Raw genomic sequence first — 15,061 nt, forward strand, 5'->3', positions numbered from 1 at the left:
GCGACGAGACGACATGGCCGCGCTGGAAGAGAGCCAGGGGCGCACCCGGGACCAACGGTCGGTGTTCGAGCGGTATCAGGACGCGGCGGCCGATGCCGGTGAGCTGGAGTCCTCTCTGTTCTCCGTCGAGGTCACCGCGGACGGCCGGCCGACCGACATCGAGCGTGAGGAGACCGAGGGCGGGGTGATCGAGGACATCACCTCCCCCTTCGACCCCGAGCACATCGACATCGACACCCGGACGACGACCGTCGATCTGCTGCTGTCTCGGCTGCGCAACGAGATGATCGACCTCGCCCCGGACTTTCAGCGCAAGGCGGGCATCTGGACCGACGGCAAGCAGAGCCGTCTCATCGAGTCACTGCTGCTCCGCATCCCCATCCCGTCCTTCTACGCCGCCGAGAACAAGGACGGCAGCTGGGCCATCGTCGACGGCATCCAGCGCCTCACGTCCATCGCGCGTTTCGTGGAGCCGCAGACGGTCGGCGCCGATCCACTGGAGCTGACGGGCCTGGAGTACCTGCGCAACTTCGACGGGGCGGGTTTCGCGGACCTCTCCGGAAAGCTCCAGATCCGGCTGCGCGAGACAGAGGTCGTCGTCCACGTCATCCGGCGTGGCACGCCCGAACCGGTCATGTTCAACGTCTTCGCGCGCATCAACACCGGAGGCGAGCCCCTCACCCGGCAGGAGATCCGGCACGCTCTCATCCCGGGACGGGCCCGCACGCTGCTCGCGGAGCTGGCGGAGACCGAGGAGTTCCGGCGGGCCACCGGGCACAGCGTTGTCGGCGACCGGATGGCCGACCGCGAGATGGTCCTTCGCTTCCTGGCTTTCCGGATGACCTCCCCGCACGCGTACAGGCCCGGTGACTTCGACGCATTCCTCGCCGAGGCGATGCACCAGGTGAACCGTCTCGACAGCGCGGAGGAGGATCGGCTGCGGACCGAGTTCGTCACGGCGATGCTGGCGGCCGAGGAGATCTTCGGCCACCATGCCTTCCGGAAGTACCGCCGGAACCAGCAGCGCAAGTCACCCATCAACAAGGCCCTCTTCGAGGCGATCGCCGTCAATCTCGCGAGCCTCGATGACGACGATCGGGACGTGCTGCGGCAGACCGACGTCCTCGACGCCTTCGCGGAACTCATGGAGGACGCGGAGTTCGAACGCGCCATCTCCGTCGGCACCGGTGATGCCAGGAAGGTACGGAAGCGGTTCGACGCCGTCCAGGAACTCTTCGGGAACGCGCTCGACGAGACACGGAGAGATCCCGCGCTGTGATCAACCACATCAAGCTGATCAACTTCAAGGCGTTCCGGCGCCTGGAACTCCCTCTCGGCTCGCTGACGCTCCTGACCGGCCTCAACTCTTCTGGTAAGAGCAGCGTGTTGCAGGCCCTGGGGCTGCTGCGGCAGTCGTACGAGACTCAGATGCTCATCCGGACCAGGCGCGCCGGGGGCGGATTGCTGCTCAACGGCGATCTCGTGGCCCTGGGCACCGCACAGGACGTGCTACACGAGGACTTCGGGCCCGTGGAAGAACTCCCCACCGTCAGCGAGCCGCTCGTCGGCCTCGTCATCGAGGAGGACGGCGAGCAGCGCACGTGGGCCGCCGCGTACGACATCCGCCATCCCGACCAGGACGTCATGCCGCTGGCAGAGGGGTCGGTCCGCTCGCACCTGGCCGAGCAGCCTTTTCAGTACCTGCACGCCGACCGCATCACCCCTGCGGTCACGTACCCCCGGTCCCACCAGATCGCCATCGCGCGGGGATTTCTCGGCGTGCGCGGTGAGCACACCGTCAATTACCTGCGACACCACACGGAGCAGGAGGTGCCCCGAGAGGTGCCCGACGGTCCGCTGCGTCATCGAGCCGCCACGTCGCCCCAGCTTCTGGACCAGACGATCGCCTGGATGCAGGAGCTGTGTCCGGGCGTCAACATCGAGGCGGACCCGATCGAAGGCACGGACTCGGTCCGTCTCTCCTACGGCTTCGGCGGCACCGCCGGCATCAACGCCACCCGGCGCCGCCGCCCCACCAATGTCGGTTTCGGTCTCACCTACGCACTGCCCGTCGTCGTCGCTTGCCTCACCGCGACCCCCGAGAGCCTGATCCTGCTGGAGAACCCTGAGGCCCATCTGCATCCGAAGGGGCAGAGCAGGATGGCAGCACTGCTCTCCGCGGCAGCGGCCACCGGGGCCCAGCTGATCGTCGAGACGCACAGCGACCATGTGCTGAACGGCGTCCGCATCGCCGTGAAACGGGGCGTGCTCCAACCGGAGGACACGGTTGTGCACTACTTCAGCGGAAACGGAGCGGGCACCGAGGTCGTCACCCCCCGCATCGACAAGGACGGCATGGTCGAACAGTGGCCCGAGGGGTTCTTCGACGAGTGGGAGAACTCGCTCGACCAGCTGCTGGACTGACGGCACAGGGCGACACAGGGGGGAGAAAAGCGTGCCACTGCTGTTTCTGAACGAGAAGTCCTGGGGGACGGCCTGTGACCCAGCCCGGGCCGAGCGGGCCATGGCCGACTTCGTGGACGCCGTCCGTGCCGCCGCCGCCGCGGACGGTCCGGGTACGGCCCTGGTGAGCGAGGTCGACGTCAAGGCACTGGAGATCGCCGAGGGGTATCCCGTCAACAAGTGGATCGGCGTCAGTCCGCGCCATCGCGTCCTGTGGCAGCGCCTCCGCGGCTTGCAGGGCAGATCCCCCGTGCGGAGCGTCTTCCCGACGGAGAACGCCGCCGACCATCTCGAATACCGCCACGACGGCGAAGTCGTCCTCGGACTGGGTGCCGCGCACTTCATGGACGGCATCGCGGTCAGTCTTCCGGTGGCGCGGCAGTGGCAGGCCGACAGCGTCGCTCTGGAGCGCGGCGAACTCGTCGAAGACGATGACGGCACTCTGGACATGCGGCACGACACCGTCGTCGTCCGTCATCTGTCCGCGGAGCCACATCTCGACGGACACCTGGAATGGATCCGGAAGACGCGCAGCGAGGGCGTCACCACCGGCCCTCGTATCTGGGACAGCCGGGCCGACCTCTACCCCCACCTCACGTTCCTGCCGCGTGTCGAAGGCCAGCTCGGCAGCCTGAACCCGCACTGGGTCCTCTCCGTACGGCGAGCCCTGGAGCGGCTGGAGGAAGCCGTCGCCGCATGGGATCCGGCGACCATGGCCGAGCCCGAGTGGCGGACCAAGGTCAGCCCGGAGGGCGAGACCCGCAAGCGCGTGTGCCGTTTCACCGATCTGGACGGCGAAACCCGCACGTTCGACCTGCATGCCCGGTTCACTCCGGGCGCCGGCCGCATTCACTTCCGCCTGGTCCCGGAAGAACACACGATCCGCCTCGCGCATATCGGCGGCAAGATCCGGCCGGACCTCTGAGTTACACCCGCCGGCATCACCGCCCCTTGCTCCCGGCGGCCATATCGAAAGTTTCGTGGCGGCCTCGAATGTCGGACGCCATAAATTAGGAACCTGGGGTCCTCTCGTCAAGGCTTGTCGCCGGAACTGATGGCAAACGACGCCTGCCTCGGGGCTTGACAAGCAGCCAGATTCCGCCTGGCTCGCTGGTGTTCGAAATATTTCGGGAAGCGAATCGAAATTGCCTCTGTGGAGAGTGTTGACGATCCACCGTCAACCCCCAATCATCCCTGTCTGAGGCATCGGCCGAAGTTCGAGATAACGAACAACGCTGCCGCGTGCCGGTTCCTCGGCTGAGCCGCGATGGAGTCCCCATGCCAGTGTCGAAACACCGCCGCTGCCCGCCGGGCGACACCCGACGGCCGCCCGGGTGCCGTCCGTGCCGGTGGGGATCACCGGGTCCCGTGACGGCCGTAGCCGCGGTGTCCGGTGATTCCGTGTTGTCCCGGTTCCGGCCCGCCCCGTCCGGCTGCCGAGTGGGGGCGGACGACGCGTCCCCCCGCGCCTCAGTCCTTCCGTGATCTCTACCCTGGAGGCACAGTCATGGGCTCGTACGCCCTTCCCAGAGCCGTTATCCACCGGAAGACCCGCGGCCTGCTGTTGGCGCTGTTCGTCGGCGTCCTCGGTGTGGTCACCGCACTGGTCGCGCCGCCGACCGCACACGCCGCCGAGACCACGCTCGGTGCCGCGGCGGCGCAGAGCGGCCGCTACTTCGGCACCGCCATCGCCTCGGGCAGGCTCGGCGACTCGGTGTACACGTCGATCGCCAATCGTGAGTTCAACATGGTGACGGCCGAGAACGAGATGAAGATCGACGCCACCGAACCGCAGCGGGGCCAGTTCAACTTCACCTCCGCTGACCGCGTCTACAACTGGGCGGTGCAGAACGGCAAGCAGGTGCGCGGTCACACCCTGGCCTGGCACTCCCAGCAGCCCGGCTGGATGCAGAGCCTCAGCGGCAGCTCACTGCGCCAGGCGATGATCGACCACATCAACGGCGTGATGGCCCACTACAAGGGCAAGATCGCCCAGTGGGACGTGGTGAACGAGGCCTTCGCCGACGGCAGTTCGGGAGCCCGGCGCGACTCCAACCTGCAGCGCACCGGCAACGACTGGATCGAGGTCGCCTTCCGCACCGCGCGTGCCGCGGACCCGGCCGCCAAGCTCTGCTACAACGACTACAACATCGAGAACTGGACCTGGGCCAAGACCCAGGGCGTGTACAACATGGTCCGGGACTTCAAGCAGCGCGGCGTGCCGATCGACTGCGTCGGCTTCCAGTCGCACTTCAACAGCGGCAGCCCGTACAACAGCAACTTCCGCACCACGCTGCAGAGCTTCGCCGCCCTCGGCGTCGACGTGGCCATCACCGAACTCGACATCCAGGGCGCCTCGTCCTCGACCTACGCCGCGGTGACCAACGACTGCCTGGCCGTCCCGCGCTGCCTCGGCATCACCGTCTGGGGGGTGCGCGACAGCGACTCCTGGCGGTCCGGTGACACGCCGCTGCTGTTCAACAACGACGGCAGCAAGAAGCCCGCCTACACCGCCGTCCTCAACGCCCTCAACGGCGGCTCCACCACCCCGCCTCCTTCTGATGGCGGACCGATCAGGGGCGTCGGCTCCGGCCGCTGCCTGGACGTGCCCGGCGCCGCTACCGCCGACGGCACCCAGCTCCAGCTGTGGGACTGCAACAACGCGACCAACCAGCAGTGGACCTACACCGACTCCGGCGAACTCAGGGTCTACGGCAACAAGTGCCTGGACGCTGCCGGCACCGGCAACGGCACCAAGGTCCAGATCTACAGCTGCTGGGGCGGCGACAACCAGAAGTGGCGCCTCAACTCCGACGGATCCATCGTGGGCGTCCAGTCCGGTCTCTGCCTCGACGCCGTCGGGGCCGGCACCGCCAACGGCACCCTGATCCAGCTCTACTCCTGCTCGAACGGCAGCAACCAGCGCTGGACCCGCACCTGACGGGACCTGCCACGAAGAAACCTGCCACGAAGAAACCTGCCACGAAGAAGAGGGTGAGTCGATGAAGTCCTACGGTGCGGCTCCTCCCGCGCCTCCACGAGAACATCGCTGGTGGTCCCGGGTCGCCGCCGTGGTGGCGGCGGCGCTCGCGATCGGCATGCTCTCCGCGGTGAATCCGGCGCCCGCCGAGGCGGCGACGGTGGACACCAATGCCTGGTACGTCCTGGTCAATCGCAACAGCGGCAAGGCGCTGGACGTCTCCGGGGCGTCCACGGCCGACGGTGCGCGGGTCAGCCAGTGGACGCGCAGCGACGGAGCCAACCAGCAGTGGCAGTTCGTGGCCTCCGGCGACGGCTTCTACCGCCTCAAGGCCCGGCATTCGGACAAGGTTCTCGACGTGGCCGGCGCCTCCACCGCGGACGGTGCCGCGATCCAGCAGTGGGCCGACCACAACGGGGCCAACCAGCAGTTCCGCCTGGCCGACTCCGACGCGGGATACGTGCGGCTGATCAACCGCGCCAGCGGCAAGGCGGTGGAGGTGCAGGGCGCCTCCACCGCCGACGGCGGCAACGTCGTCCAGTACACCGACTGGGGCGGCGCCAACCAGCAATGGCAGGTGGTCAAGCTGTCGTCCGGTGGCGGCGGATGCGGCAGCGCCCCGACGCTGGCGAGCGGGACGCACACGATCCAGAGCGGCGGCAAGACCCGCAGCTTCATCCTGAGGGTTCCCGCCGACTACGACAACAGCCACCCCTACCGGCTGATCTTCGCGTTCCACTGGCGGGGCGGAACCGCCGGCGACGTCGCCTCGGGCGGCACGAGCGGGAACGCCTGGTCCTACTACGGCCAGCAGGAACAGTCGAACAACAGCGCGATCCTCGTCGCCCCTCAGGGCCTCGGCAACGGCTGGGCCAATGCGGGCGGTGAGGACATCACGTTCGTCGACGACATGATCCGGCGCATCGAGGGCGGCCTCTGTGTCAACCCGGCACAGCGTTTCGCCACGGGATTCAGCTGGGGCGGCGGTATGAGCTACGCACTCGCATGCAGCCGGGCGAACGTCTTCAGGGCCGTCGCGGTCATCTCCGGCGCCGAGATCAGCGGGTGCGGCGGCGGCACCCAGCCCATCGCCTACTTCGGCATCCACGGCGTCAGCGACTCCGTCCTCAACATCGCGCAAGGACGGTCCCTGCGCGACAGATTCGTCGGCAACAACGGCTGCACCCCCCAGAACCCACGCGAGCCCGCGCCGGGCAGCCGAACGCACATCACCACCACCTACTCGGGCTGCCGTGCCGGATACCCGGTCCAGTGGGCCGCGTTCGACGGAGGCCACATACCCGGCCCGGTCGACGGCTCCTCCGGTGAAAGCGGCGTCGCCACCTGGACCAAAGCAGAGATCTGGAGGTTCTTCGCACAGTTCCAGTGACACGCCCGCACCATGGAGGGGAGCCAGGACGGTGATCCCGGCTCCCCTCCTGCGACGACCGGTACACGGTCGCCCAGGCCGCGGCGGTCCGGTGGGCTTACCCGCGAGCCGTCACTGGTCCGCGGTGAGCTTCCCGGCCGAAGACGGCGCGCGCTGACCGGGGAGGGGAAGAGAGAGCCCGGCCCACTCACCCCCCTTGCGTTCCCTCCGCCGATGGCGGTGGCTGGAAGCAGGCGGTGACGTCCTTGCCGCGAGGGCAGCGGCGGACCTGCCAGTCGTCGGCGAGGGCGTCGACCAGGAACAGCCCGCGCCCCCCGAGGGCGCCCTGATCGGCCTGGCGTTGCTCGGGCAGCCGCGGTGAGGCGTCGTGCACCGTCACGTGCAGGCACTGCTCGTCCCAGGTGAGGATGAGCTGTGCGGCGCTGTGGGCGTGGACATGGGCGTTGGTGACCAACTCCGAGACGGCCAGCACCACCGAGTCCACCAGAGCCGGTGCCCTCCGTTCCCAGCCGAGGGCGCACATATGCGCACGCGTCCAGTCCCTGGCTTCCTTCACTCCGGCGCTGACCGGCAACGAGCGCGCCCACCCGACCGCCTTCATGGATGAATCGTCCGCCATGGTCTCCCCTTCAGCCGACCCACGGTTTGTTGTCCCGTCTGCCCCGGTACGCGGCAGCTCAACGTGAACCGGCGGTGATGCTCCGTGGAGCCGGCGTCCGTCAGGCGGCGAGGGCCTCGCGGAGGCTGGGGTAGCAGGGGATGAGGGTGTCGACGCCGACGATCTCCAGGGTGCGCATGACGGAGTCGCGCGGGCCGGCGAGGCGCAGCCAACCGCCGGTCGAGGCGAGGTCGAGGCGGGCGGCGAGCAGGACGTTGATCCCGCTGGAGTCCATGAACGTCACATCCCGCATGTCGATGACGACGCGGGGCCGGGTGCCGAGGGCACCGGTGTCCAGGGCCTGGACGAGGGGGTCGACGCTGGTGTGGTCGATCTCGCCGCTCACCGTGACGACGCTGACGCCGTCGGCGGCGGTGGACACGACTTCCAGCGGCTCGGGGCGGTGCCCCTTCTCGATTTCCACGACGGTTACCCGGCATCCTCGGTCTCGGCTACGACCTGCATTCTGTCCTGCGCCATGCCCGGCATCGTACGAGGCGACGCCGTCGTGTGGCATAGCCAACAGTCCGATTACCCTGGCTTGTCCGGACCGATCGGGGGTATTCGCGTCCACAGGCATGAGGGAGCAGAGGCGGTGCGGATGGTTCGGGCCTTGGTGGGCGAGGACAGCATGACGGTCCACTCGGATGACGCTCTACTGAGCGCTGTGGTGGCTCTGGACGGGCAGGGATCCTGCATCGCCAAGGCCCGTCACGCGGCTGCCGGGTTCCTGACCCGGATGCGTTCCGAGCGTGGGGTGGCGGTCTCCCGGCGGGCCGTGGAGCTGACGCAGTTGGTGGTGAGCGAGCTGGTCACCAATGCGCAGAAGTACGCGGCCGGGCCGATCCTGATGGATCTGCGGATCGTCGGCGATCTGGTGGAGGTCCAGGTGTGGGACTCCGATCCCGTGCTGCCGGTGGCCCGGGCCGCCGATGTGGGCCGGGTGGGGCAGCACGGTCTGGAGATCGTCATGGCCGTCTGCCAGGGCTTCGAAGCGATGCGGGAGCCGGTCGGCAAGCGCATCACCGTCCGCCTGGCCCTGACGGACGATCCGCTCGGCGGCGGCGCCTACTAAAAGCCTTCTCGACCGCTACAAGGGCCTCCTCGTGGAGGCCCTTCTTGTGCTGGTCAGCCGGGCGCCGTCGGGTGCCGTGGGGAAGAGGGGCGGAATTTCCGGCGGCGTTCGGAAAGCGGTGTCTCCGGCCGAATCCCGACGTCGTGTGCCAGTCGCTCCGTTGTGGCGCCGAAGCGTGGTGCGCCCCGCTATGAGCTGCCCTGACGTGCGTCTTTTCACTGTCTGGACCCTCGAATGTTTCGGGCCGCCAGGCGACACGTGCGAGAAGTATTGACGCCGTTCCCTGGTTCCCTATTCTTCAGTTGGCCGAGATTGCGGCTGGCGTTCGATATATCGGACATGCCATGGCGTGCCGGGCTCGCAGAAGGCCGCGGACGACCGGCCGTTCACCACAGTCCGGACAACCTCTGACGAGGCCGACCGGAACCGCCTACAAGGTTGAGGAAGTCCCCATGCACAGAGGAAGTTTCAGCCGCAGGCATCCGACCGCGGCGCTCGCCGCCGTGGTCGCGGCCCTGGCCGCGCTGGCGGCCTTGCTCGTCGCCACCCCGGCCCAGGCGGCCGGCAGTGGCGCCTTGCGTGGTGTCGGGTCGAACCGGTGTCTCGATGTACTGGGCGGGAGCCAGACCGACGGCACGGCCCTGCAGCTCTACGACTGCTGGGGCGGGACCAACCAGCAGTGGACGCTGACGGACGCCAACCAGCTGACCGTGTACGGCAACAAGTGCCTCGATGTCCCGGGCCAGGCCACCACGCCCGGTACCCGGGTGCAGATATGGACCTGTTCCGGCGGTGCGAACCAGCAGTGGCGGGTGAACGCCGACGGCACCATCGTCGGCACGCAGTCCGGGCTGTGCCTGGAGGCCGCGGGTGCCGGCACGGCCAACGGCACGGCGGTGCAGATCGGAACGTGCAACGGCGGCGGCCACCAGAAGTGGACCGGCCTTACCGGGACCCCGCCGACGGACGGCTCCTGCGCCCTTCCGTCGACGTACCGGTGGTCGTCGACGGGCGTGCTGGCGCAGCCGGCGAACGGGTGGGTCGCGGTGAAGGACTTCACCACCGTCACGCACAACGGCAAGCACCTCGTCTACGCGTCGAACGTGTCGGGATCGTCGTACGGCTCGATGATGTTCGGTCCGTTCACGAACTGGTCGGACATGGCGTCGGCCGGCCAGACCGGCATGAGCCAGGCCGCGGTGGCGCCCACGCTGTTCTACTTCGCGCCCAAGAACATCTGGGTGCTGGCCTACCAGTGGGGTGCCTGGCCCTTCATCTACCGCACGTCGAGCGACCCCACCAACCCCAACGGCTGGTCCGCCCCGCAGCCGCTGTTCACCGGGAGCATATCGGGCTCCGACACCGGCCCCATCGACCAGACCCTGATCGCCGACGACAAGAACATGTACTTGTTCTTCGCCGGTGACAACGGCAAGATCTACCGGGCGAGCATGCCGATCGGGAACTTCCCGGGCAACTTCGGCACGTCGTACACCACGATCATGAGCGACACGAAGGCCAACCTCTTCGAGGCCGTACAGGTCTACAAGGTCCAGGGCCGCAGCCAGTACCTCATGATCGTCGAGGCGATGGGGGCGAACGGGCGCTATTTCCGCTCCTTCACGGCCTCCAGCCTGAACGGGACGTGGACCCCGCAGGCCGCCAGCGAGAGCAACCCCTTCGCGGGCAAGGCCAACAGCGGTGCCAACTGGACCAACGACATCAGCCACGGTGACCTGGTCCGCAACAACCCCGACCAGACGATGACCATCGATCCCTGCAACCTGCAGTTCCTCTACCAGGGCAAGTCCCCCACCGCGACGGGCGAATACAACCGACTGCCGTGGCGCCCGGGTGTCCTCACCCTCCAGCGCTGACCCGACCGGCGTGGACCGTACCGCCCGCTGACGGGCACTCACCACCTTCAAGAACCCCGGCCGTGCGACGGCCGGGGTTCCTCTTCGAGCTGCGCCGGGCGGCTTTCAGGTGGTGAGCCGTGCGCGGTGGGCGCGCTCGTCGTTCTCCGGGGTGCGGTCCCGGTCCTTCCGCTTGGGGGCGGCGAGTTCCGTCTCCTGGTGGTGGTAGACGCCGATGGGCTTCGGGGCCAGCTTCTGCTTGTTCTCGGTCACCTTCGCGCGGGTGCGTACCACGGCGTAGAGGCCGGAGTCCGTGGCGGAGCCCGTCTTGTACTGCTCGTACTCCTCGGGGGAGAGGTACTTCGCCTTGAAGACCCGCAGGACGGCCTCCGCGCCGAGCCCGCCGCGCACCACGACCTCCTGGGAGGCCTTGGCGAAGTTCTCCGCGCTGCCTCCGTTGTCGCCGAAGACGGCCGCGAGCTGCACGGGGTCGGTGGTGTCGTAGACCCTGCCCTCCTCGACCCTGGCTCCCTCGGGCAGCCGCACCTTGGCGATGCGCGACTCGTTCTCCGCCGCCCAGGCCGCGGCCGTCTTGAGGCTGCGGGTGAAGGAGACCCAGGACGACTTGACCTTCGCCCTGCTGCCGGCGCGGATGTGATCGGCGGCGGACTTGGTGGCGTCGTGGCCGACCGGCGGGCGCAGGCCGTTGCGCAGGGGCAGTTCCTCGGGGCGGAGCGTGCGGTAGAAGACGTTGGGGTCCTCGCTCTCCGACTCTCCCTCGGATTCGGGGTGGACGTCCCGGTAGCGGGGCATGATGGCGCGCAGCGCCCGCTCGGACAGGCTGTCCCGCTCGTCGGGGTGCGCGGCGCGCAGGCGCTCCAGCTCCTTGGTCTTCTTGGCGCGCAGCAGTTGGGCCGCGAGCGTGACGCGCTGCTCGGGGGTGAGGGTGCCGGTCTCCACGGACTGCCTGGAGCGCGGGTCGGTCACCGCGACCCGCTGTACCACGGGGGCGAGGGCCCGGACGGCCGCCGCGTTGCCCGCGGTCCGCTGGAGGTGGAGCAGCGTCCCGGGGCCCGGCGGGAGGGTGCCCGGCCGTGGTCCGCGCGCGAGCGTCTGCCGCTCGTCGTCCTGTGCGCTCCGGCGCGCTCGACGTCCCTGGGCGTACATGCACCGCTCCTTTGCCGGGTCAGCTCCCGCGCAGCGTATCGGGCCTCTCGGCGGCCCGAACACCCGGTTCCGCCCCGCATGGTGCGCCCGCGGTACGTCGCGGTGCCGTCGCCGTAGTGTCACGAACGTGTCCTGGGCGCGAGCGCGAGGCAACCCGGGCAACCTCGGCGACTATCCAAGAGGTCAGAAAGCCACACGGGTGAAACAGTCACCCGGACCGCTCGCCGGCAGAGGACGGACACCAGCATGCGCACTCGGAAGATCTCGGCACTGACCATGACCGCCGTGGCCCTCGGCCTGGCACTGACGGCATGCGGCGGCGACGGTGACTCCACGACGTCCCCGTCCGCCACCGCGGGCAGCTCGTCGGCCACGGCCACGGCCACGGCCACGGCCACGAGCACTCCGCGCTCCGACGGCGCGGAGACCAAGCCGTCGGACGAGGTCACCTTGTCCGCCACCGCGAAGGGCGAGCCGTCGGGCACGTCCTCGAAGGGCAAGCCGTCGGGCGCTCCCGCCAAGTCCGGCCTGAAGTGCACGGACAAGATCAACTACGCGGGTGACGCGCGGTCCAACGCCGAGATCAACTCCATCGGCGAGGAGACGGGCACCTGCCCGCCGGTGCAGAAGCCGGCGTCCGACGACAAGAAGTGCACGGACAAGATCAACTACGCGGACGACGTGCGGTCCAACGCGGAGATCAACTCCATCGGCGAGGAGACGGGCACCTGCCCGCCGGTCAAGCGGAAGTGAGCACGAAGCCGGAAGGGGCCGGCACCCACGGGTGACGGCCCCTTCCGGCTTCCTCCGGCTACCTCTTTCGGCGCCAGACCAGCAACAGCACGGCCACCGCGCCGCCCGCGAGCAGCAGGGCGCGGTTGTTGCTCCGGGCCCACCGCGCACCCTGCGCGGTGGTCTCCAGTACCGGGTCGGGCAGCCGGTCCTGTGCCTGGTGCGCGAGGCCACCCGCCTTGTCCTTGAGCCGTACGGCCTTGGCGGCCGCCTGTTCCTTCACCTCCGCGGCCTTGACCGCGGCCTGTTCCTTCACCTCGGCGGCCTTGACCGCGGCCTGTACCTTGACCTCGGCGGCCTTGGTGGCGGCCTGTTCCTTCACCTCGGCGGCCTTCTCCTGGGCGCGGGCCTTGACATCCGTCTTCGCCGCGAGTGCCTCGACCGTCTCGCCCAGCTCGTGGCGGGTCTGCTCGACCTGGTCGCGCAGTTCCTCGGGGCTGGACGCGGTGGGCTCGTCGTGGGGCGGCTGGGTCATCGGTGCGCACTCTCCTTGATCTCGGTCACATCGGCCTTCACGTTCCGGATCGCCTGCTCCGGTGTGGGCGGCGCCGCCTCGGCGATCTGTTTCTTCCCGGTCAGCGCCATCACCGCGGCGATCACACCCAGCGCGGCGGTGACGATCAGGGCCGCGGCCCACACCGGCAGCGCCACGGCCAGAGCCGCGATCACGGTGGCGACCAGGGCCTGGAGCGTCAGGAACCCGAACAGCCCGGCGCCGCCGAACAGCCCGCCGCCCTTGCCGTAGCGCTTGCCTTTCTCCTTCATCTCCGCCTGCGCCAGACGGAGCTCGCCCCGCACCAGCTCGGTCAGCTGCTGCGAGGCCCGCTGGACCAGCTCGCCCACCGGTTCGGATCCGTGCGCCTGATGGCCTGCCTCGTAGTGGGGCTGCGTACGGGACACGGCGATCACCTTCCAGATGTGCTGTGCATGGCATGCGGTCTTTCCGTCGTGCACACGCGGGTACCCAGGTGCGGGCGGTTCACCGTCCCGTCATCGGTGACCGGTCGGGGCTACGGCGTCCAGCTCGGCCCACACCGTCTTGCCGGACGGGGGATACGGTTCGGTGGCCCACCGGTCGGCCAGCGCGGCGACCAGGAGCAGGCCGCGGCCCGACTCCGCCTCCTCCGGCCGGGCCGTCGTGGCGGGCGCGGGGAGCCGGTCGCCGCACGCGTCACTGACCGCGACGCGAAGGGTTCCGGAGGTGCCGTCGAGGACGAGGGCGAGCCGGAAGCTCCGCCCCCGCACCCGGCCGTGCACAGCCGCGTTCGCCGCGAGTTCGGCGACCACGTGCTCCGCGCGGTCGATGACGGTCGGTGACAGCCCCCAGGCGTGCAGCTCTCCGACGGCGAGCAGTCGGGCCAGGCGGGCGCCCCGGCGCGTGGAGGACAGCAGCTGGGAGAACGAATGTGCGGAAGCGCTGGGGAGTTGGGGTTTCGTGGGGGTCATGGGACCACCGTGGCGGGCGCGCGCGGCGATGTTCCAGAGGCTCACCCCGTACGCTGTGTCAGCGTACGGGCACATTCGGTAGACAGTACGCACTCCCTGACGTCACTCTGGGTGCTGTCGAGCGCGGGGGACGCAGCACGGTACGTACGCACCTGGAGGTGGCCGCGGATGACACACGGCGGCGCGAGCGAGAACGAGGACGACCTGACGGCCTGCGAGGCGGAGCGGGAGCCCGATCCCTCCGACAGTCTGCGGACGTTCGGAGCGGTCGTCCAGGCCTTGCGCGAACACGCGGGACTGAGCAGGGAGGAGTTCGGGCGGCTGGTCCAGTTCTCCAAACACACCGTGGAGTCGGTGGAGTTGGGCAGGCGGATGCCCGACGAGTCCTTCGTGGAACGGGCGGAGGAGGCGACGGGGAACACGGGCGCGCTCCGCAAGGCCGCGAAGTACCTGACGCGGGGAGAGGCGGGACTGGCGGCGTGGTTCCGACGCTGGGCCAAGCTGGAGAAGGTCGCGGTGAGCCTGTGCACGTACGAGTGCCGGTTGGTGCCGGGGCTTTTGCAGTCGGAGGGGTATGCGCGGACGCTGTTCGAGAACCGAATCCCCCTGCTGACCGATGATCAGATGGAGGCGCAGGTGGCGGCGCGTTTGGAGCGGCAGAGAATGTTGTACGAGCGGCCGACCGTACCGTTTCACTTCATCGTCGAGGAGCACGTCTTCCTGCGGAAGCTGGGCGGTGCCGAGGTGATGCGCGCTCAACTGGACCACGTGCTGGACTGCACGGCGCCCCGTAACGTGACGCTGCAGATCATGCCGGTCGATTCCGAGACCCACCCTTGCATGGACGGCCCTCTGCGGTTGCTGGAGACACCGCAGGGGCGGCGAATCGCGTACTCGGAGGGGCAGGAGAACGGTCGGTTGATCGCCGACCCGAAAGACGTGAGGCTTCTGTACCAGCGCTATGACACACTGCGGTCGCAGGCCCTGAACCCCACACTCTCACGGGGTCTGTTGGAGCAACTGCGAGGAGAGCTATGAGCACGACCGAACTGGCCTGGTTCAAGTCCAGCTATAGCGGCAGCTCGGGTGACGACTGCGTTGAGGTCGCCGTCACGGAGCAGGCCGTGCACGTGCGCGACTCCAAGGACGTCACGCGCCCGGACTTCGCCGTCGGCCGGGACGGCTGGGCTCGGTTCGTGCGGTACGCGGCCGGAGGCTGACGCGCGGGGGAGGC

General features: G+C 68.9%; 16 protein-coding genes. 10 read left to right on the top strand and 6 right to left on the bottom strand.

Annotated features, from left to right (window positions below):
- Positions 1 to 13: 13 nt before the first annotated feature.
- The 5 genes from ABD350_RS10510 to ABD350_RS10530 all read left to right on the top strand — a co-directional run bounded on the left by ABD350_RS10510 (position 14) and on the right by ABD350_RS10530 (position 6,833).
- Complete coding sequence (locus tag ABD350_RS10510; protein ID WP_344347602.1) at positions 14 to 1,279, top strand: GmrSD restriction endonuclease domain-containing protein; 1,266 nt, start codon at positions 14 to 16, stop codon at positions 1,277 to 1,279.
- The gene (locus ABD350_RS10515; protein ID WP_344347603.1) at positions 1,276 to 2,424 is read left to right on the top strand and encodes an AAA family ATPase; all 1,149 of its coding nucleotides are present in this window, start codon (positions 1,276 to 1,278) and stop codon (positions 2,422 to 2,424) included. Before ABD350_RS10510 ends, ABD350_RS10515 begins: the two co-directional genes overlap by 4 nt.
- 31 nt (positions 2,425 to 2,455) lie before the next feature.
- Positions 2,456 to 3,388 carry a hypothetical protein gene (locus ABD350_RS10520; protein ID WP_344347605.1) on the top strand — a complete coding sequence of 311 codons (933 nt, stop codon included), beginning with the start codon at positions 2,456 to 2,458 and terminating at the stop codon, positions 3,386 to 3,388.
- 582 nt (positions 3,389 to 3,970) lie between these two features.
- Positions 3,971 to 5,404 (top strand): endo-1,4-beta-xylanase, encoded by a 1,434-nt coding sequence (locus tag ABD350_RS10525; protein WP_344347606.1) that lies wholly within the window; start codon positions 3,971 to 3,973, stop codon positions 5,402 to 5,404.
- 130 nt (positions 5,405 to 5,534) lie between these two features.
- On the top strand, positions 5,535 to 6,833 hold the full coding sequence (locus ABD350_RS10530) for an RICIN domain-containing protein (protein ID WP_344347648.1): 1,299 nt from the start codon (positions 5,535 to 5,537) through the stop codon (positions 6,831 to 6,833).
- A 187-nt stretch (positions 6,834 to 7,020) separates the two neighbouring features.
- On the opposite strand, the gene ABD350_RS10535 is transcribed toward ABD350_RS10530, so the two are convergent.
- Together ABD350_RS10535 and ABD350_RS10540 are read right to left on the bottom strand one after the other, a co-directional pair.
- Complete coding sequence (locus ABD350_RS10535; RefSeq protein ID WP_344347607.1) at positions 7,021 to 7,452, bottom strand: ATP-binding protein; 432 nt, start codon at positions 7,450 to 7,452, stop codon at positions 7,021 to 7,023.
- Positions 7,453 to 7,552: 100 nt separating this feature from the next.
- Positions 7,553 to 7,915 (bottom strand): STAS domain-containing protein, encoded by a 363-nt coding sequence (locus ABD350_RS10540; RefSeq protein ID WP_344347608.1) that lies wholly within the window; start codon positions 7,913 to 7,915, stop codon positions 7,553 to 7,555.
- 207 nt (positions 7,916 to 8,122) lie between these two features.
- Here ABD350_RS10540 and ABD350_RS10545 point away from each other — a divergent pair, with 207 nt between their 5' ends.
- Positions 8,123 to 8,566, top strand: a complete 444-nt coding sequence (locus tag ABD350_RS10545; RefSeq protein WP_344347609.1) for an ATP-binding protein — start codon at positions 8,123 to 8,125, stop codon at positions 8,564 to 8,566.
- A 452-nt stretch (positions 8,567 to 9,018) separates the two neighbouring features.
- The gene (locus ABD350_RS10550; protein ID WP_344347610.1) at positions 9,019 to 10,443 is read left to right on the top strand and encodes a non-reducing end alpha-L-arabinofuranosidase family hydrolase; all 1,425 of its coding nucleotides are present in this window, start codon (positions 9,019 to 9,021) and stop codon (positions 10,441 to 10,443) included.
- A gap of 105 nt (positions 10,444 to 10,548) precedes the next feature.
- Here ABD350_RS10550 and ABD350_RS10555 read toward each other — a convergent pair whose 3' ends face one another.
- Positions 10,549 to 11,589: a hypothetical protein gene (locus ABD350_RS10555; protein WP_344347611.1), complete on the bottom strand. Its 1,041-nt coding sequence runs from the start codon at positions 11,587 to 11,589 to the stop codon at positions 10,549 to 10,551.
- A 246-nt stretch (positions 11,590 to 11,835) separates the two neighbouring features.
- Between ABD350_RS10555 and ABD350_RS10560 the strand changes: the two genes are divergently transcribed.
- Positions 11,836 to 12,342, top strand: coding sequence for a hypothetical protein (locus ABD350_RS10560; RefSeq protein ID WP_344347612.1), 507 nt, complete (start codon positions 11,836 to 11,838; stop codon positions 12,340 to 12,342).
- 58 nt (positions 12,343 to 12,400) lie between these two features.
- Here ABD350_RS10560 and ABD350_RS10565 read toward each other — a convergent pair whose 3' ends face one another.
- The 3 genes from ABD350_RS10565 to ABD350_RS10575 form a co-directional block, all read right to left on the bottom strand.
- The gene (locus ABD350_RS10565) at positions 12,401 to 12,856 is read right to left on the bottom strand and encodes a DUF3618 domain-containing protein (RefSeq protein WP_344347613.1); all 456 of its coding nucleotides are present in this window, start codon (positions 12,854 to 12,856) and stop codon (positions 12,401 to 12,403) included.
- On the bottom strand, positions 12,853 to 13,281 hold the full coding sequence (locus ABD350_RS10570) for a phage holin family protein (protein WP_382466723.1): 429 nt from the start codon (positions 13,279 to 13,281) through the stop codon (positions 12,853 to 12,855). The genes ABD350_RS10565 and ABD350_RS10570 overlap by 4 nt, the downstream gene beginning before the upstream one ends.
- Before the next feature lie 90 nt (positions 13,282 to 13,371).
- Positions 13,372 to 13,827: an ATP-binding protein gene (locus tag ABD350_RS10575; protein ID WP_344347614.1), complete on the bottom strand. Its 456-nt coding sequence runs from the start codon at positions 13,825 to 13,827 to the stop codon at positions 13,372 to 13,374.
- Between the two features lie 168 nt (positions 13,828 to 13,995).
- On the opposite strand from ABD350_RS10575, the gene ABD350_RS10580 reads away from it, so the two are divergent.
- Both ABD350_RS10580 and ABD350_RS10585 read left to right on the top strand, forming a co-directional pair.
- Entirely contained in the window at positions 13,996 to 14,865 is an 870-nt protein-coding gene (locus tag ABD350_RS10580; protein ID WP_344347615.1) for a helix-turn-helix domain-containing protein, read from the top strand.
- Positions 14,862 to 15,047, top strand: a complete 186-nt coding sequence (locus ABD350_RS10585; protein WP_344347616.1) for a DUF397 domain-containing protein — start codon at positions 14,862 to 14,864, stop codon at positions 15,045 to 15,047. The genes ABD350_RS10580 and ABD350_RS10585 overlap by 4 nt, the downstream gene beginning before the upstream one ends.
- Positions 15,048 to 15,061: the final 14 nt, after the last annotated feature.

Origin of the sequence: Streptomyces nogalater, from assembly GCF_039532885.1 — a bacterium.
In the GTDB taxonomy this organism is placed as follows: Bacteria; Actinomycetota; Actinomycetes; order Streptomycetales; family Streptomycetaceae; genus Streptomyces; species Streptomyces nogalater.